17 protein-coding genes are annotated in these 17,370 nt (G+C 43.4%); 13 read left to right on the top strand and 4 right to left on the bottom strand.

All coding sequences use genetic code 11. From position 1 onward, the window contains the following. Positions 1–40 precede the first annotated feature (40 nt). From ccsA (AC57BQ_RS12980) to AC57BQ_RS12950, 7 genes are all read left to right on the top strand, one after another. Positions 41–712: a cytochrome c biogenesis protein gene (gene ccsA / locus AC57BQ_RS12980; RefSeq protein ID WP_255366941.1), complete on the top strand. Its 672-nt coding sequence runs from the start codon at positions 41–43 to the stop codon at positions 710–712. 4 nt (positions 713–716) lie between these two features. Further along, complete coding sequence (locus AC57BQ_RS12975) at positions 717–926, top strand: CcmD family protein (RefSeq protein WP_143013904.1); 210 nt, start codon at positions 717–719, stop codon at positions 924–926. Between the two features lie 152 nt (positions 927–1,078). Further along, positions 1,079–2,515 carry a Glu/Leu/Phe/Val family dehydrogenase gene (locus AC57BQ_RS12970; RefSeq protein WP_090468954.1) on the top strand — a complete coding sequence of 479 codons (1,437 nt, stop codon included), beginning with the start codon at positions 1,079–1,081 and terminating at the stop codon, positions 2,513–2,515. A 732-nt stretch (positions 2,516–3,247) separates the two neighbouring features. Further along, positions 3,248–3,658: a cytochrome c maturation protein CcmE domain-containing protein gene (locus AC57BQ_RS12965; RefSeq protein ID WP_496406680.1), complete on the top strand. Its 411-nt coding sequence runs from the start codon at positions 3,248–3,250 to the stop codon at positions 3,656–3,658. A gap of 117 nt (positions 3,659–3,775) precedes the next feature. After that, a complete protein-coding gene (gene ccsA / locus AC57BQ_RS12960; RefSeq protein ID WP_496406679.1) occupies positions 3,776–6,229 on the top strand; it encodes a cytochrome c biogenesis protein CcsA in 2,454 nt (817 codons plus the stop codon). A gap of 448 nt (positions 6,230–6,677) precedes the next feature. Beyond that, a complete protein-coding gene (locus AC57BQ_RS12955) occupies positions 6,678–7,403 on the top strand; it encodes a phytanoyl-CoA dioxygenase family protein (protein WP_496406678.1) in 726 nt (241 codons plus the stop codon). Between the two features lie 120 nt (positions 7,404–7,523). Further along, positions 7,524–7,751: a hypothetical protein gene (locus AC57BQ_RS12950; RefSeq protein WP_496406677.1), complete on the top strand. Its 228-nt coding sequence runs from the start codon at positions 7,524–7,526 to the stop codon at positions 7,749–7,751. 83 nt (positions 7,752–7,834) lie between these two features. Here AC57BQ_RS12950 and AC57BQ_RS12945 read toward each other — a convergent pair whose 3' ends face one another. Both AC57BQ_RS12945 and AC57BQ_RS12940 read right to left on the bottom strand, forming a co-directional pair. After that, a complete protein-coding gene (locus tag AC57BQ_RS12945) occupies positions 7,835–8,563 on the bottom strand; it encodes a hypothetical protein (protein ID WP_496406676.1) in 729 nt (242 codons plus the stop codon). Positions 8,564–8,902: 339 nt separating this feature from the next. Then, the gene (locus AC57BQ_RS12940) at positions 8,903–9,826 is read right to left on the bottom strand and encodes an alpha/beta fold hydrolase (RefSeq protein WP_496406675.1); all 924 of its coding nucleotides are present in this window, start codon (positions 9,824–9,826) and stop codon (positions 8,903–8,905) included. A 51-nt stretch (positions 9,827–9,877) separates the two neighbouring features. Between AC57BQ_RS12940 and AC57BQ_RS12935 the strand changes: the two genes are divergently transcribed. From AC57BQ_RS12935 to AC57BQ_RS12910, 6 genes are all read left to right on the top strand, one after another. Continuing rightward, positions 9,878–10,699 (top strand): Rossmann-like and DUF2520 domain-containing protein, encoded by an 822-nt coding sequence (locus AC57BQ_RS12935; RefSeq protein ID WP_496409475.1) that lies wholly within the window; start codon positions 9,878–9,880, stop codon positions 10,697–10,699. Positions 10,700–10,718: 19 nt separating this feature from the next. Then, complete coding sequence (locus AC57BQ_RS12930; RefSeq protein WP_090468941.1) at positions 10,719–11,051, top strand: 2Fe-2S iron-sulfur cluster-binding protein; 333 nt, start codon at positions 10,719–10,721, stop codon at positions 11,049–11,051. A 166-nt stretch (positions 11,052–11,217) separates the two neighbouring features. Next, positions 11,218–11,460: a Fe-S cluster assembly protein IscX gene (iscX, locus tag AC57BQ_RS12925; protein WP_496406674.1), complete on the top strand. Its 243-nt coding sequence runs from the start codon at positions 11,218–11,220 to the stop codon at positions 11,458–11,460. 91 nt (positions 11,461–11,551) lie between these two features. Then, positions 11,552–12,073: a KdsC family phosphatase gene (locus AC57BQ_RS12920; protein ID WP_090468938.1), complete on the top strand. Its 522-nt coding sequence runs from the start codon at positions 11,552–11,554 to the stop codon at positions 12,071–12,073. Between the two features lie 95 nt (positions 12,074–12,168). Next, positions 12,169–12,741: a Maf family nucleotide pyrophosphatase gene (locus AC57BQ_RS12915; RefSeq protein ID WP_496406673.1), complete on the top strand. Its 573-nt coding sequence runs from the start codon at positions 12,169–12,171 to the stop codon at positions 12,739–12,741. A 65-nt stretch (positions 12,742–12,806) separates the two neighbouring features. Continuing rightward, positions 12,807–13,460, top strand: a complete 654-nt coding sequence (locus AC57BQ_RS12910; RefSeq protein WP_496406672.1) for a DUF4136 domain-containing protein — start codon at positions 12,807–12,809, stop codon at positions 13,458–13,460. Between the two features lie 55 nt (positions 13,461–13,515). On the opposite strand, the gene AC57BQ_RS12905 is transcribed toward AC57BQ_RS12910, so the two are convergent. Continuing rightward, positions 13,516–13,749, bottom strand: coding sequence for a hypothetical protein (locus AC57BQ_RS12905; protein WP_496406671.1), 234 nt, complete (start codon positions 13,747–13,749; stop codon positions 13,516–13,518). Between the two features lie 7 nt (positions 13,750–13,756). Then, positions 13,757–17,293: a T9SS type A sorting domain-containing protein gene (locus AC57BQ_RS12900; RefSeq protein WP_496406670.1), complete on the bottom strand. Its 3,537-nt coding sequence runs from the start codon at positions 17,291–17,293 to the stop codon at positions 13,757–13,759. Positions 17,294–17,370 lie beyond the last annotated feature (77 nt).

Genomic DNA, 17,370 nt, shown 5'->3' with positions numbered 1-17,370 from the left:
TAATGATAATCAAATTCACTACATTTGCCCATCAATCAATATGAAGTTTATTTATCAAACATGGTGGAAAGTGATAGCCGTTTTAATGGTGTTATCCACCTTTATAACCGGTTTATTATTTAAGGTGCCCCGCCTGCAGATCATCCACGAAACCATACGTAATTTATATTTCCACGTACCTATGTGGATGGGGATGCTTACAGTGTTTGTGGTATCGGTATATTTCAGCATCAAATACCTGAGCTCGGGTAAAGAAGAGCATGACCTGGCAGCTGTAGAGTGTGTAAACACAGGACTGCTGTTTTACTCGCTTGGCCTGTTAACCGGCATGCTGTGGGCAAAATATACCTGGGGCGAGTTTTGGAGCGGCGACCCTAAACAAAACAGCGCCGCGATAGCCTTTCTGTTGTATTGTGCTTATATCGTGTTACGTAACTCGATAGACGAGGAGCAGAAACGCGCTAAAATATCGGCCATTTACAACATTTTCGCTTTCCCGATCATGATTGTGCTGATATTTATTTTACCCCGGATGACGGACTCCTTGCATCCCGGAAGCGGCGGTAACCCCGCCTTTGGAAAATATGACCTGGATAACGGCATGAAAATAGCCTTTTACCCAGCCCTGTTAGGCTGGAGTTTTATAGCGCTTTGGATAGCTACGCTTCGTTATCGTATCCGTTTAGTTGAGAATAAAAAGAATGACAATTAATAATATGAAAAAATTGATCTTTTCGTTATTGCTGCTGATGAGTTGTACCGCTGTCATGGCGCAACAAGCGCAGCAAGTTGAAATGGCCGACGCCTTACGCAGCTCGGGCAAAATATACGTTGTAATACTTACCATAGTCATTATTTTTGCCGGATTGGCCCTTTATTTGTTCTCGATGGACCGTCGATTAAAAAAAATCGAAAAAGAAAAATAGTTCAAAAAATTTGCCTATCTTGTTTAAACATGGTTTTTGTACCGTTGTTATAAGGTGTATCTGAAACACTAACAATAAAATATTTGCGATATTGATAAAAATTGTACCAAATTTGTGCACTTTTTTAAGAGTTTAATATTTATATAACAATTATGGCTACGAATATTTTAGTCGCTGATCAGGATACCCACTTCTTTGGCGACGTATGTAAAAACTTCGATTACGCAGCGCAGTTTACTAAACACGATGCTGGTTTATTAGACCAGATCAAATCATGTAACAGTGTTTACCGCTTCCGTTTCCCTATCCGCAGGGGTAATGGTTTTGAGGTGATCGACGCTTGGAGAGTTGAGCACTCACACCACCAATCGCCAACCAAAGGCGGTATCCGTTACAGCGAAATGGTGAATGAGGATGAGGTAATGGCACTGGCCGCTTTAATGACCTACAAATGCGCCATTGTAAACGTTCCGTTTGGCGGCGCCAAAGGCGGTATCAAAATAAATCCCAAAAACTACAATGTAAGCGAGCTGGAAAACATCACCCGCCGCTATACTGTTGAATTGATCAAGAAAAACTTTATTGGCCCCAGCATTGACGTACCTGCCCCGGATTATGGATCGGGCGAGCGTGAAATGAGCTGGATCGCTGATACTTATGCTACCATGAACCCAGGTCAGCTGGATGCTATGGGTGCCGTTACCGGTAAACCTATCGCGCTGCATGGTATCGCAGGTCGTCGTGAAGCTACCGGTCGTGGTGTGGCTATTGCCATCCGCGAGTGTGTAAGCGTTGGCGAGGATATGCAGAAACTGGGTTTGTTGCCTGGTTTAGCAGGTAAAAGAGTAATTGTACAGGGACTTGGTAATGTGGGTTACTATTCGGCTAAGTTTTTAGCTGAGTTTGGTGCCATCATTGTAGGTCTTTGCGAATTTGAAGGCGCTATCTACAACGAAGACGGACTGGACATCGAAGCTGTTTTTCAGCACCGTAAAGCAACCGGTTCTATTTTAGGTTATGCCGGCGCCCTGCGCGAGTTTACCAACACCATGGAAGGCCTGGAGCAACCATGCGATATCCTGGTACCTGCCGCGTTGGAAAACCAGATCACTGAATATAACATCCGCAACATACAGGCTAAAATCATCGCCGAAGGTGCAAACGGTCCAACATCACCGGAGGCTGAAGCTATATTTTATGCTAATGGCGGCTTGATCATCCCAGATATGTATGCCAATGCAGGCGGTGTAACCGTATCCTACTTTGAGTGGTTAAAGAACCTGAGCCACGTAGCTTTTGGCCGTATGAACCGCAGGTTTGAAGAAAACTCCAACCTTAACCTGGTAAACATGGTAGAAGGTATCACCGGAACATCATTAACCCCAATGCAGCGTTCAACCATTATCAAAGGCGCGTCTGAACTGGAACTGGTAAATTCCGGACTGGAAGATACCATGATCCGCTCATACCACGAGATCAGGGAGACTTACAAAAATAACCCTAAGATCGATACCCTGCGCAGTGCAGCCATGGTAGGCGCTATCAACAAGATAGCCGTATCGTACCAAAACCTTGGTGTTTGGCCGTAAATACATTTCCTTTGTCATAAGGCAGAGCTTGAAGCGGCGGGTTGAAAAACCTGCCGCTTTTGTTTTATACCCTCCACTATGTCATTGCGATGAGGAACGACGAAGCAATCTCGTAGCTATGCAATCTATCTTCTATATTTTCTTTTACTTATTTTCAAGCTTTGACCTTCTCTCACCAATGGTTTAACTAACTTCTGCGCCGAAGAAACGGGTTGGGGAGAAGTCTTATCATCCTCTTTATAAGCCTCCGGCACCCATTCCAATCTTAGCCTGCATTCGTTACTCATGATTTTTAGCTTTACGTAAATATACCAAATTGGTTTAAAAAATGAGGGACTGTCACCCTGAGCTTGTCGAAGGGCGTGCGCATAGGCCTTACCCACCATGCTTCGACGGAGCTCAGCATGACACCCGCTTTTTTCTTGTCATCCTGAGTGTAGCGAAGGATCTTCTTCGATATGCAGGTAGTCAAATAGATGCTTCAACCGTTCAGCATGACAAATCGTTTTTCTGTCCCTCTTTCCGCCGCAGGCGAAGAGAGGGTGACCAAGCGAAGCGATGGTCGGGTGAGTCAACCCCCGTGTTCCATAAAAATCTTGATTCCTGACTCTTACATCTTGATTCTTTTATCTATCAAGAATAATTCTAAATAGCACATATGGCTTGTAAAAAACTTTATTAGCGCTATGTTTTGTATTTTTGCATACTATTTTATAATATATAAGCCTCGGAATGAAGAAAAGTGCAATTTTTGGTCTTGTAGTTATAGCCATCGCTATAGCGGTTATCATTAGTGTTTACTCCAACTCCAGTACTTATGGTTCTTTTAGCGACGCGCAAAAAACTACCAGCGAACTGCATATTGTAGGGCACCTGAACACAACAAAAAAGTTGTATTATGATGCCACTAAGGATGCCAATTACTTTTCATTTTACATGAAAGATAATAAAGGCGAGGAGCGTAAGGTGGTTTTTACAGGTACCAAACCCGAAGACTTTGAGCGCAGCGAGCAGCTGGTATTAACCGGCACCATGGTTGGCCAGGAGTTTCACGCCTCCAAGATCCTGATGAAATGCCCTTCCAAATACACTCAGGACAAGTTAGAAATTACAGAAGTAAAGGCCACGCAGGCCAGTATATAATTGGTATCAAGTAGTTAGTATCAAGTATCAAGATTTTTTTACCGGTTTTAAATACCGCATTTAAGAAGTCGTGATACTTGATACTAACTACTTGATACTAATCACTTGAATCTAATTATGGATATAGTTTTTAAAGGTGAACACCTTTTACCCGGCCAGATAGGTCAGTTTTTTATCGTTCTTTCTTTTGGCGCGGCTCTTTTATCGTTTATCAGCTATTATTTTGCCACTACCGAGGATGCAGGCAAAAATGACAGCTCATGGCAGCGTCTGGGCCGAATCGGTTTTTATATCAATTCTATTTCTATACTGGGCATGGGCGTATGCCTGTTCTATGTTATTTATAACCACTATTTCGAGTATCATTATGCCTGGGCTTATACATCACGCTCGCTACCGGTTTACTACATTGTATCGGGTTTTTGGAACGGACAGGAGGGGGGCTTCCTGCTGTGGACCTTCTGGCAGGCGGTTTTAGGTAATATCCTGATCTGGCGCGCCAAATCATGGGAACGCCCCGTGATGACGGTGATTGCCTTTTCACAGATAGTTTTAGCCACTATGGTACTGGGTGTGGAGATATTAGGTACCCGCATCGGCAGCTCACCATTCCTGCTGTTACGTAAAGCGCTCGAAGCGCCTATCTTCCAAAGCCCCGATTATCTTTCCTTTATAAAAGACGGACAGGGCATGAACCCGTCCTTGCAAAACTATTGGATGATCATTCACCCGCCAACACTGTTCCTGGGTTTTGCATCTATGGTTGTACCTTTTGCTTACGCGGTAGCCGGTCTTTGGCAAAAACGTTATAAAGAGTGGGTTGCACCCGCTATACCATATACCCTGTTTGCCTGTATGATATTGGGTACGGGTGTTATCATGGGCTCGTTCTGGGCATATGAGTCGCTGAATTTTGACGGTTTCTGGGCCTGGGACCCGGTAGAGAATGCTTCTATCTTCCCTTGGATCACCATGGTGGCAGCCTTGCACGTACTTATCGTATTTAAAAATACAGGGCACTCTTACTTTACCGCTACCTTTTTGGTATTGATCAGCTTTGTGCTGGTATGGTACTCCTCGTTCCTGTCGCGCAGCGGTATTTTAGGCGATACTTCGGTACACTCCTTTACTGATAATGGCATGTTCTGGCAACTGGTTATCGGGGTGTTGATATTCCTGGTGCTATCGGTCGTATTACTGGTGGCCCGGTGGAAACAACTGCCCATCACCAAAAAAGACGAAGACACCTACTCGCGTGAGTTCTGGATGTTTGTGGGCTCGGTGTTTTTGGGCCTGTCATGCTTCCATTTGCTGGTGGTAACCTCTGTACCGGTATGGAACGCCATGTTCGGTACTAAAATAGCGCCACCATCTGATATCATTAAACATTACAACGTTATCCAGTCGTCATTTGCTTTTGTAGTAACCATACTCACTGGTTTTACCCAATTTTTAAAATACAAGAAAACTGATGTTACCCGCTTTTTTATCACCACGGGCCTGTATCTGCTTTTCGCGGCATTAATAACCGCGTTGGTAGTGTATGCCACCGGCGTTTACAAATTAAACGCGGTGTTTATCCTGGTGATGTGGGGGGCGGTATATTCAGTAGTAGCGAATGCGAAAATACTGGCCGACGCCTTAAAAGGTAAATTCAAACTGGCCGGATCGGCCGTAGCACATATTGGTTTTGGCTTGCTGTTGGTAGGCGCGCTAATTGCCGCGGGTACCACCAATGTGATATCTATCAACAATACCGGCGAAGGCTTTTCGCCTGAGTTTGCCAAGGAGCAAAATCCACGCGAAAACATTATAGTTTACCGTAATCAGCCGGTAAAAATGGGCGACTTCCTGGTAACCTATACCGGCGACTCGATCTCGGCTCCTAATCATTTCTTTAAAGTTGATTATAAGGAGGTTGATGCCAATGGCAAAGTAACCAATGAGTTTGTGCTGAAACCAAAAGTTCAGGTGAACAAAGGTCAGCTGGCTTCATCGCCCGATACCAAGCATTACCTGTTCCATGACATGTACACACACATCACCATGTCAAATGCTATCAGTGCAACCGAAGGCGGTGCCGAAAGTGCTCATGACGAGGCCGATGATGATAAGAACTACGATACGCCGGTAAGTCACACAGTAGCCCCGGGCGATACCATCAAATATCGCGACGGCTATATTTTAGTAAAAGGATTGAACAAAGAAGCCAAAGTACAAAACATCCCGCTGAGCGACAGCGATGTGGCTATCGGCGCCAACCTGGAAGTAGTATCGCACGGTAACCATTACAATGTGGTGCCAGTGTATATGATCAAAAACGGCAACGTGTTTGATTTTGCCCGCAAGGTTGATGATGCCGGCTTGAAATTGCGTTTCAGCAAGGTGATACCCGAAAATAAGAAGGTAGAGATCATGGTGTACCAACAACCCGAAAGCAAAAAGAAATTTATTGTGATGAAGGCCATCCAGTTCCCATACATCAACTTCTTCTGGGCGGGTACTATCATTATGGTGATCGGTTTCTTTATGTCGATACTGCGCAGGAAAAAAGAATTGAAAGTAGTTTAAGGCCTCACCCACCCCTCTCTAAAGGAGAGGGCTTTTGAAAGCTTCATGTTGGTCTCTACTTGCGCTCGTTTGCAACGAGTGCTTATTGTGGAGCGGCGATTGCATCGCCCTTGCGTTTTAAACGCAAACTCATGTTAAGCACTCGTTGCAAACGAGCGCAAGATTGATAGCAAGTTAACACTGGGCGTATAAACCCCTCCCTGCCACAACACAATTCAGTCGCATCCCTCCCGCGAGGAGGGAACTAAAAAATATGCAAAACCAAGGCCTGCGCGATTCCTTCCCTCGGGAAGGGGTTTCGTCACCGCGTAATAAAAGGCTGTCATGCTGAGCCTCGTCGAAGCATGGTGTGTAAGGCCTCTGCGCTCAACCCTTCGACGGAGCTCAGGGTGACACCCTTCATTCTTCATTAAGGAAATATAAAATCTTCGTAAGTTTGCCCGCAAGCATGGATACTTATTTAGCTCCGTATAGTCAAAATATCCTCAATGACGGATTTACCATTATTGATGCCATTTATTCATCAGCAGAAGTAGAAGCCATCCTCGCCATCATCGAAGCTGTCGACCCATCAAATCCGGCTTTTCGTAAAACGGAAGATCTTTTTGCTATCAGGCAATTTTTAAAGGAAATACGACCGACAGTCCCTTTAATTTTTAACAGCAATTTAAAAGCGCTGATCAATAACTTATTTGGCGATGGGTATTTCGCCGTGAAATCTATCTATTTCGACAAGCCCGAGCTTTCCAACTGGTTTGTAGCCTGGCACCAGGATCTTACCGTTGTGGTTGATCAGAAAAGGGATATCCCAGGCTACGGTCCTTGGACGGTTAAACATAACCAGTTTGGCGTACAGCCGCCATTGGATATATTACAGGATAATTTTACCATCCGTATCCACCTGGACGATGCCGGCGCGGATAATGGCGCGCTCAAGGTAATCCCAGGATCGCACCTGAAAGCGGTTTATCGCCCTGAAACCATCAACTGGCAGGTAGAAACAGAAAGGCTTTGCCCGGTTGCTGCAGGCGGGGTAATGATCATGCGCCCCTTGCTGCTGCATGCTTCCAACCGAACTACTAATAATCAAAAAAGAAGGGTGGTGCACATTGAATTTAGTCGCGCTGTATTACCAGAGGGGATTGATTGGGCGGAAAGAATGAGTGTTGTATAGATTGATGTTTTTTCAATATATCGTTGCGAGTGATAGCGTGGCAATCTCGTTGTAATACAGAGCGGTTCTATATATCGTAGACCCGCTCTTGGCCGCGGGGAGGCCAGTTACTTTTCCTTGATGAAAAGTAACCAAAAATCAAGTCACCAGAAATGCTTCTTTGCCACACAAAGCCTTTGCCCTGCAAATCAGCCAGAACCACGGCTGCTAAACCTTACCCCAACTTTGTTCGCTCAATTCCATACTTCGGCAAGGTTTGCTAATGCCTCAGCAACCGCACTGCCCACCATGTTCTGCCCGCTTTCGCCCGAAGCTTATCTGCTGACGGGGAGCTGGATGAAACAGTAATAGAAAAGCTACGGCCCTGCGCGATTCCTTCCCTCGGGAAGGGGAGGAAGGGGTTTCTGCATCATGAAAATAAAGCTGCTATATTATTCGTCCCGCCGTTTGGCAGTCCCATGTTTTATTCCTGCGTCAACAAAACATTTTCTGAGCATATCGAATTTTTGCGTACAATAATCACCAACATCTAATTTTCCATATTTTGATTCGTACTTCTTACACTCAAAACATATTTCTAAATAATCTATTACTTTGCCGTCTTTGCTGAGAAATACAAACGCATTGCGGGGGCTATAACAAGCACGCCCTAAAGATCCGGTATTAGGTAGAATTTTCTTGTAAGCTGTATTGTAAATAATATTGGTAAGATGATTGATCTGATCCTGATTTAATGTTTTAATCTCGTATAAGGTAGAGGTATCTAAACGATTATTAATGATGGTTAATCCTTTAAGTAACTGTTTTTCCTTATGTGATCGGGTATCTGGTTTGGGCTCACCAATAACGATAGGAGTATTTGGTTCGCCATCCCCATTAAATGATATGGCCAATATTTTTACTGCTTTTGAAAAAGGGTACTTTTTTAAGCGTTGTGCAATAGTATATTGATCGGTAAAAACACAGTCGTCATACCAGGGTTTATAACCTTTAACGGATTTACGGCTATAGGTATCATGATATAAATGGAATTGCTGCTTTTTAATGTGTTTTGCTTTATGGAGCTTAAGTGTATCCGCAGCAAAAGCAAAACACTTGCTACCCGACCAGCAATTGAGCGCGATCATCAAAAGCAAACAGAATAGTAGCTTAGGTTTCATCACCTTAATATTACAACTATTTTTTGAAACCCGGATGTTCCAGATCAGCCCAAATTTTCGTAAATTTGTATATACAAACGGCCCGGTTCTCTTTTATTCAGAGAGCCGGGCCGTTTGGTTAACCGGAAAAAGGGAGCAAAAAACGATCGTTTGATATATAGTCAATTGAATCTCAAAATGTTAAGACTTTTTAAACCTTTCAGAACCCATCAAAAATTTGTTAAAAAGTGTTAAAATCGATGTTTTTGAATGAATCTTGAGTAGTTTTTGACTCGTTTTGTCCCTGTTTTGAGCAGAAAAGTGTTAAAACTAAAGCTTTAAAAAGTTTTACCGGTGATTTTACCCCTGTTTTAAGAATGATAATATTTTGTTGTTCACGGTATCGGGTTTTTCAACAGATGGCAAGTGGGCTGCCCCGGCAACCGGGAAAAAATCAACCTTGAGCACACTGCGAATCGAATCGCTGTAACGGATGGGTACAGTGCCGTCCTTTTCGCCCCAGATCAGTAATACGGGTTTATTGGCATTGTTGAGGCATATGTTGCTTTCCCGGCCGTGCTGGTCGTAATCATACATGGTTGATACCAGCGCATGCCTGAAGCCTTTATATTCCATCTGCGGCAGGTAGCGTTTTACCCATCCGGGGTGTTCTTTGGGGTATAGGAAATCATTCAGTTGGTCCTTAGCCCGTTTGTTGGAATTCACGGCTTCGTTATACAGGGTAAAATGACGGGGAGCGCTGGGCTTAAGACTTTCATAAGCAGGGTCTATCAAGATCACTTTATTGATGATGTTCGGGTGTTCACAGGCAAAATTGGTTACCATTTCGCCACCAAATGATATGCCGGCCAGGTTTACATGGCCTTGTAGTTTCAGGGCGCTTATCAGGTCCAGCAATTGGGTGTTATACAGGGCCTTGTCATATATGGTGGAAGGCCTGTCAGAATAGCCCCGGCCATACATATCATAACGCAGTACCCTGTAGCCATTCTTCACCAGGAACTCATAGGTGCCGTCCCAGATATAATACGGAACGCTAAAACCATGAACTAATATCACTACTTCACCATTTTCTGGTCCTTCGAGCTGATAATGTGTGATGCCCTTGCTTAATTTAATAAATTTGCCGTCGATGTTTTTGCGATCAGCGGCGGTTAAAACCGTTTTTTCCTTATTGTTATATTCGTAAAAACCATATAATATCAAGGCAGAGGCTCCTGCCAGAAATACGATAATGATTATACTTACCTTAAGTATTTTCATAGGGGAATAGATAGATATAGATGATGATCGCTAAAATACAGAAATATTTAAATTACAATAGTTTACAGAATATTAAATTGCAAAAATAGTATGCGTATAACCTTAATCGGATCGGGCAACGTAGCCACACACCTGGCTGCCGCACTAAAAAATGCGGGCCATCGCATCATACAGGTTTATAGCCGTGATGCCCAGCATGCCGCCATGCTGGCCTATCACGTGGGGGCAGAGGCTATTGATAACCTGTCTGTTATAAGTCCGGACACCGATATGTTTATCATTTCTGTTAAGGACGATGCCATTATAGAAATGGTAAAGGCGCTGGCCGGGTATCAAAAACTCATTGTACACACATCCGGCTCAACCAATTTAAATGATATGCTGGTTTTTACAGATAATGCGGGGGTGTTATATCCGCTGCAAACCTTTAGCAAAATCAAAGAGGTTGATTTTTGGACCGTACCATTATGCATTGAAGCAGCTAATGACCATATCAAAAGCAATCTGGAACAACTGGCCGCTACTATCAGTAATAATATCTACCATGTTAACTCTGCCGATCGTAAAATATTGCATCTGGCCGCAGTATTTGCCTGTAATTTCCCTAATTACCTGTATACTGTGGCGCAACAGCTGCTGGCCGGGCATCAAATGAACTTTGATATGTTGAAGCCCCTGATACTGGAAACGGCCCAGAAAGTGCAGACACAGCTACCCGCAAGCGTGCAAACCGGACCCGCTGTACGAAATGATGTTGTTACAATGGATGCTCACCTGCAAATGCTTAAGGCTGAGCCATATTTACAGGAGATCTATACCTTATTAAGTCAGGGTATTATCAAAAACAATAATGGAGGGCATGGGGACAAGTAATTTTGTTACTTTTGCCTAAATGAACGTTTTTAAAGTAAAGATAAATTTCGAGGAAAAAGGGCACGAACCAATTGAACTGCCTATTGCCGAAGGAGAATCTGTATTGGATGTTTGCCTGGAGAACGGCATAGAGCTACAGCATAATTGCGGCGGTGTTTGCGGATGCAGTACCTGCCACGTTTACGTAAATAAAGGGATGGATAACATTCAGGAGATATCTGATAAAGAGGAAGATTTTATTGACAGGGCTGTAAATCCGCGTATCAACTCGCGCCTGGGTTGCCAGTGTGTAATAGTTGACGGTGATATAGAAGTAACCCTGCCAGATCAGTCACAATTCCTGGGGCACTAAAGAGAGGGTTTTACGTTTGACGTTATACGTTTTACGTAGAAGGACCGGATGAAGATATAAGGTTTTACGTTTAACGTTATACGTTTTACGTAAGAAAGATCAAATAGAAAAACAGAACGTATAACGTACAACATATTACGTATAACGTAAATAAGTACAACCAAAAATGAGCGAAAATAAATTTGCCTTACCCATTCACTGGAATGATTACGAAGACATCGCTATTGAACTTTATGAAAAGTTTGGTGATGATTTTGACGAATCAAAAATATACCGCATCCGTTTTACCGAATTGCTGGAATGGGTTTTATCATTACCCAACTTTGCCGGTACAAAAGTCGAATCAAACGAAGGGCACCTGGAGCAGATTCAATCGGCCTGGGTTTATGAATGGCGCGATAATCAATAGTGTTGCAGTTGGCAGTAGGCGGTTTTTAGTTAGCAGTAAAACTTACTTACTCAATAATTCACTAACTCACTAATTCAATAATTAATTACGGGTGGAATCATTTCTACAAAAATTAAAAGATATTACCACGTTTATTTTTGATGTGGATGGCGTGCTTACGGATGGTTCTGTTTTTGTGACAGACAGCGGAGAGCAAAGCCGGGCCTTTAATATCAAAGATGGGTATGCCCTGCAACTGGCCGTTAAATGCGGATACAATGTATGCGCCATATCGGGCAGCCGGTCAAAAAGTGCTATATACCGTTTGAACAGCCTGGGTATACAGGATGTTTACATGGGTACGCATACCAAATCACAACGCTTTAAAATATACCTCGAAGAAAAAGCAATCATTGCTACCAATGTTTTATACATGGGTGATGATATCCCCGATCTGGAGGTGATGAAACTGGCCGGTTTGCCGGTTTGCCCTGCTGATGCGGTTGAAGAAATAAAAGCCGTAAGCACTTATGTATCGCCATATGGCGGTGGTAAAGGCTGCGCCCGTGATATTATCGAAAAAGTGCTTAAAGTTCAGGACAAGTGGATGAGCGAACAGGCTTATAGCTGGTAGGGGGGGGCAATGGTCGATAGACCATAGTCCATAGCACTCACAAATATTCATGGTCTATTGTCTATGGTCCATGGACTAAAGATAAACATAAGCAAATGCACAATATACCCAAGATCATTCTGGCATCAAAATCACCGCGCAGGCAGGATCTGCTCAAATTCATGGACATGGAGTTTGAGGTTGTTTTAAAGGACGTAGACGAATCATACCCAGAAGGTTTAACACCACAGGAGATAGCGGTTTACATCGCCCGTAAAAAAGCCGAAGCGTTTGATGGTACTATAACCAATGAGGTTGTGTTGACTGCTGACACTATTGTTAGTATAGATGGCCTCATATTAGGTAAGCCCGAAACACCGGAACATGCCGTTGAAATGCTCAAAACATTATCGGGCAAAGTGCACCAGGTTATTACCGGGGTTTGTTTGCTGTATAAGGGGCGTTATAATAACTTCTTTGATGTATCCGAAGTGTTTTTTCGTAAACTAAGCAACCAGGAGATCGAGAGTTATGTGGCTGAATATAACCCGCTTGATAAAGCAGGCTCATACGGTATTCAGGAACGTATTGGTTTAATAGGTATTGAGCGCATTAACGGCTCTTATACCAACGTTGTAGGCCTGCCTACAGAAAAGTTATATGCTCAGTTAGTCAATTTAAATAAATAATTATTTAAATTAAACCTTTGTTTACTCAATAGTCTAATGAATAAATATAAGGGAGTGAATTAACTATGAAAAGAACTATGTACACAGGGCTGGCAATATTGCTGGTTTCGGCCCTGTCTGCTTGCAGCAGTTACAATTACTACACAGCAGCCCGCAACAAAACCGATCTTTCATCTTACCGTACATTTGCCTGGGTAGCGCCCGAAACAAGCAACAAGGCCGGTGGTGTAATCAAAAAAGAGATCGCTGATGAAAGGGTGAAAGATGCCACTATCGCGGCATTACAAACTAAAGGCCTAAGATTACAGCAAAACAATCCCGATCTGTTGGTGAGTTATTCTACCATAACAGGCAGAGGTGTTAAAACTGAGTTTTATCCGGCTTACTATGGCGGCTTCGGTTGGGGCGGCTGGGGTGGCTGGGGCTGGGGTTGGGGCTGGAGATCCCGCGGATTTTATGGCTACTACGGTGGCTGGGGCGGCTGGGGTTACCCGTATGGGTACGGCGGCGGCACTTATGCCCGTGTTCCTTACAAAGAAGGTACCCTTATCATTGATCTGATTGACCGTAATACCGGTCGTATAGTGTGGAGAGGCTTTGGTGTTGGCGAATTGCATAACCCTCAGCGGACACTTGATGAGCTACCTAAAGTAGTTGATGGTGTGTTGAAACAATTAGAGCTAAACCGGATCAGCCCATCGCAAATGCAACGAGGCTAAGCCAAAACCTTTATTTCATTCCTGCAAAAAAATATAATGAAGATCCCTTTAGGTGTTAAGCCTGAAGGGATTTTTTTTGGCGGTATAGATGGGCAACAGCAAAAATAACGGCCATCACTACCAATACAATTACCCAGGTATCCAGGGGACAACCGTCTGGTCCACCGTCATTCCCATCACAAAGACCACCGCCCGGGTTTGATTGGGCAAAACTGTTGGAGGTGATCAATAAAAGACATATCCCTGGTAAAAATTTATAAATAGTTTTTACAAAGGCTGATAATTTCATGGTGATGTTATTGTTTATAAAACTTAGCGCTGCCAATCCTTTTTCCGGTAGACTCGTCAACTGCTTCTATTACGTAAAGTCCGCTCAACAGGTTACCAATATTTTGCTGTAGATAATTGGTATTACTTACTGTTATGGTTTTTACAAGACCTCCGGAAGCGGTTGCAATACTCACTTTAATGGAATTGCTATAAGTTTTACCAAAGTTAATATTTATACTCTGTGAAGCAGTGCTGGGGTAAACAATAAATGTTAAAGGATTTGTGTTGAGGTAATTAAAGGCTAAACTTTTTGAAACATCTACACGATCTGTTACTAATTGTTGTTTTAAACGATAAAATACTTGTCCGCTGCCAGGCGTCATATCGGTATAACTATAGATACCAGCACCGGTCGACCGTAAGCTATCGATAGCTGCAAAGGAATTGCCACCATTAGTGCTTTTTTCAACAACGAAGGTGGTTGAATTGCTTTCATTATCAGTTTGCCAGGTGAGTTTTATCCCGCTTGCTTGTTTAGCGCCATTAAAGTCGCGTAATTTATATTCGTGCCCGGGGGCTATGCCAATACTTAAGTAAAATCGGTCGCGCGCATAACTGGCCGGTGCGGTGGTTACGTTGAAAGTATATTCGGTATTATGTATCACATCCAAAGAATCATTGGTGAATTTATCCTTTAAAAAGATGGTATAACGTTCGTCAATATTTTGTTTAATGGGTGCGGTAAGCTTAAATGTGCCATAATTGGTATAGGCGATAAAAAGATTTACCCGCTTCAGTTTTTCCAGATCGGTAGTATAATTGGCAAAACATCCTATCGAATCGGCAGTCTGCGAAAAAAAGAAGTTTCCTTGTCCGGATGATGCTAAATAAGGGGCATCCTCACCGGGAACAAATTTAGTTTGAGCGGTTTTATCAAAATAGATATCGGTAGAGCTAAAAGTGCTGGAATCCTGCATCATATCCAGCCTTAACCATGGTGTTGTACTGGTATTGACTGTTGTTGCTTCCGTGCTTAATGAAGCTGTTGCCTGTTTACTATCCTGCCCCCCGTTAACAGCCAGGGTTTTTACAACTGCAGGACCTCCTTTTTTTACATTGAAAATAGGAGGAGTGGTGCCGGTATAAGTTGCATAGGATACCTTCATGCTTTCGTCAAAGGTGATCTTTGTACTGGCAGCAGGTGCAACTACAAAAAAGCCTTGTCCCGACAATACATATTGACTACCCCCGGTTCCTATAACAGGTGAGTTAAGGGTGGTTGTATTACATACTACGAACCGGGTAGACGAGCTATTTGGGCCGGTTGATGCGTTTTTAATGAGTAAATAGAAAAACTTAGTCGTGTTACCTGCGCCAACTTTAACCAGATCAATAACAGAGGCGTAAGGGTTACCTACCAGGTTAAATCCCTTTTTGGTAGCGACAGTGCTACTGAACGATAAAGTGGTTGGGTAGGTTGTACCCGTCAAGGGATAGGTTGATGCATCCGTTAAGGTGGTAGCAGGTAAATTGATGATATTAGGCGTCATAGGGGAGTTGGTGGCGGTTGTGCCTTTAATAACCGATCCAAAAAATGTTAAAGTACCATCATCGGCAGCAGGGAAGGGTTTTACAAAAGGTGCTGAGTTTAACAAAGCCCGGCTTCCCCTGTAATAAAGTAATATGCCGTTACCTATAGGTATAGATACACTGGTATTCGTAAGCCCTTTATACTCATTGCCTGCCACTTGGTTTTGGTTGGTAGACCCCGGGGCGTTTTCATTGTAAACAAAAACCGACGGACTATTATTGGTAGCCGGGGCGCTGTCAAAACCATTAGTAGAGCCATTTAATCCGGTAACGATAGTACTGGTACCTGCCGCGCCCGGTAATATGATCGGTTTCAGGCTATAACTGTTGGAGACACTGCTTATGGTCGTATTGGTCGTATCGGCAACCGGCGATGAAATAAGCATATACCTGCGTGCCCCGCCCGTTATAAAACGCTGTACGTCAATTTTACCCGCAATGGCCCCGGCGGTAAGGTTACCGATACTGGCATCTCCGGTTGAATTAGACAGCAGGGTCAAGGCCGATGTATAGGTGGAAGGCGTATTCTCAACCGTCAGTATCCCCGATCCGTTCACATTGATGGTGTAGGTAGGGTTCACAAAAAAATGACTATTTAATTTCATCCGTTTGCTGGTTGCTCCGGTTGTGCCGTTAGTAAAAGTTACATTATTGAATTTTGTACCTGCTGTAGTGTTGTCAATTAAAGTTTGGGTGGCTGTACCGTCAAAGGTGATAAGCGCTGTAGTATTGGGTGTAAATACGCCTGAATTAGTATAATCTTTAGCAATGGTTAAGTTACCCGTACCCATACTCATGGTCCCGGCATTGCTTAGTGAGCCATTGATATCAATAGTACCCGCGCCTCCTGTAACGGTTACGCCGGTATTGTTTGTCCATTTGGCACCGGTAGCGCCGTTTACAACGCCAATGATGGTAGTAGTGTTAACCGTATTAAAGGTAGTGTTGCTGGCCGTGGTTAATGTAGAATCAATAGTTAAGTAAGCCGGGTTGCTGCCACCTGCACCACCCACAACTGCGGTGCCTGTACCCTGTATTACCAGGTTATCATAAGTAGGGCTGGTAGCAGGCGCGCCAATAGGGTTGCCACCACCCGAGCCAAAGCCTGGATAAGCAGAGGTATAAATCAGTGGATTAGCTCCCTGATAAATAATAGTTGCTTTACCACCATGGTCACCATAAAAATTACAAGAAGCATAAGGGGTGGGCATAGTGCCTATAGCGATAGTGCTCTTCAGAATAAGTGTTGGATTGGTAACTGTATTGGTTGATTTATAAGATGTAAGGGCGTTAACGGTAAAATAACCGGAGTTTGATGAAACAACCCCACGGTTTGTAAACGTTATTTGCCCCGTTAGTGTCATCGTGCCACCCTCAAGCCGTATGCCACTACCGTTTTGTACCTTCGCGTTCAGGTTTATATTGATATTGGTATTGATATTAAAGTTTGTTATTTCTGATATTAAAAAGGATTGACTGCTTACAGTTCCGGATGTATTACCAAATTGCAGGTTATTACAGGTTAAAGTGCCGGTTCCTCTTATGTCATTAAAAATACTGCTGCCGACTACGCTGTTTGAGTTGTAATTTTGGGTAATATCGCCTGATACGGTAAGCGTTGCCCCGTTAATAGTTAAAATGGTTCCGGTTATTGTTGTGCCTGTTAATACATAAAGCGGAACATATTGATTACTGCCGAAGGTAATAGATGATACGGTTGCACTGGTAGCCAGAACAGGTTGATTAAGATAGGTTCCTAAAGCAACACCAAATCGTACCACATCAGTAATGCGACCGCTCTCACCGGGATAGTTTACTGTTGATAAATTTTCACCGCTGTTGGCTGTAATGGTCCAGTTGGTTTTCACTGTCCAGTCCGAAGATGTACTGCCATCCCAGTCAAAAGTTATATTGGCAAGTGCGCGATTTTGTATAAATATCAGAAAAATAACGGAGAGGAGAGTTTGGGGCAAACGTGTTTGAAAATTTAGGAGTGGCAATGTTTTGTGTATTAAAGCTTACAATTATGGGGCTTTATACGGGTTTATTT

This window comes from Mucilaginibacter sp. BGA-UO-ETr-C110 (genome assembly GCF_059567985.1).
Note: the sequence above shows the minus strand (reverse complement) of the source record. Positions and strands in the feature narration are given on the sequence as shown.

What these genes read in the sequence shown, in the direction of transcription:
- ccsA (WP_255366941.1), top strand. Translation starts at nt 41, where the DNA reads ATGAAGTTTATTTATCAAACATGGTGGAAAGTGATAGCCGTTTTAATG.
- AC57BQ_RS12975 (WP_143013904.1), top strand. Translation starts at nt 717, where the DNA reads ATGAAAAAATTGATCTTTTCGTTATTGCTGCTGATGAGTTGTACCGCT.
- AC57BQ_RS12970 (WP_090468954.1), top strand. Translation starts at nt 1,079, where the DNA reads ATGGCTACGAATATTTTAGTCGCTGATCAGGATACCCACTTCTTTGGC.
- AC57BQ_RS12965 (WP_496406680.1), top strand. Translation starts at nt 3,248, where the DNA reads ATGAAGAAAAGTGCAATTTTTGGTCTTGTAGTTATAGCCATCGCTATA.
- ccsA (WP_496406679.1), top strand. Translation starts at nt 3,776, where the DNA reads ATGGATATAGTTTTTAAAGGTGAACACCTTTTACCCGGCCAGATAGGT.
- AC57BQ_RS12955 (WP_496406678.1), top strand. Translation starts at nt 6,678, where the DNA reads ATGGATACTTATTTAGCTCCGTATAGTCAAAATATCCTCAATGACGGA.
- AC57BQ_RS12950 (WP_496406677.1), top strand. Translation starts at nt 7,524, where the DNA reads ATGAAAAGTAACCAAAAATCAAGTCACCAGAAATGCTTCTTTGCCACA.
- AC57BQ_RS12945 (WP_496406676.1), bottom strand. Translation starts at nt 8,563, where the DNA reads ATGAAACCTAAGCTACTATTCTGTTTGCTTTTGATGATCGCGCTCAAT.
- AC57BQ_RS12940 (WP_496406675.1), bottom strand. Translation starts at nt 9,826, where the DNA reads ATGAAAATACTTAAGGTAAGTATAATCATTATCGTATTTCTGGCAGGA.
- AC57BQ_RS12930 (WP_090468941.1), top strand. Translation starts at nt 10,719, where the DNA reads ATGAACGTTTTTAAAGTAAAGATAAATTTCGAGGAAAAAGGGCACGAA.
- iscX (WP_496406674.1), top strand. Translation starts at nt 11,218, where the DNA reads ATGAGCGAAAATAAATTTGCCTTACCCATTCACTGGAATGATTACGAA.
- AC57BQ_RS12915 (WP_496406673.1), top strand. Translation starts at nt 12,169, where the DNA reads ATGCACAATATACCCAAGATCATTCTGGCATCAAAATCACCGCGCAGG.
- AC57BQ_RS12910 (WP_496406672.1), top strand. Translation starts at nt 12,807, where the DNA reads ATGAAAAGAACTATGTACACAGGGCTGGCAATATTGCTGGTTTCGGCC.
- AC57BQ_RS12905 (WP_496406671.1), bottom strand. Translation starts at nt 13,749, where the DNA reads ATGAAATTATCAGCCTTTGTAAAAACTATTTATAAATTTTTACCAGGG.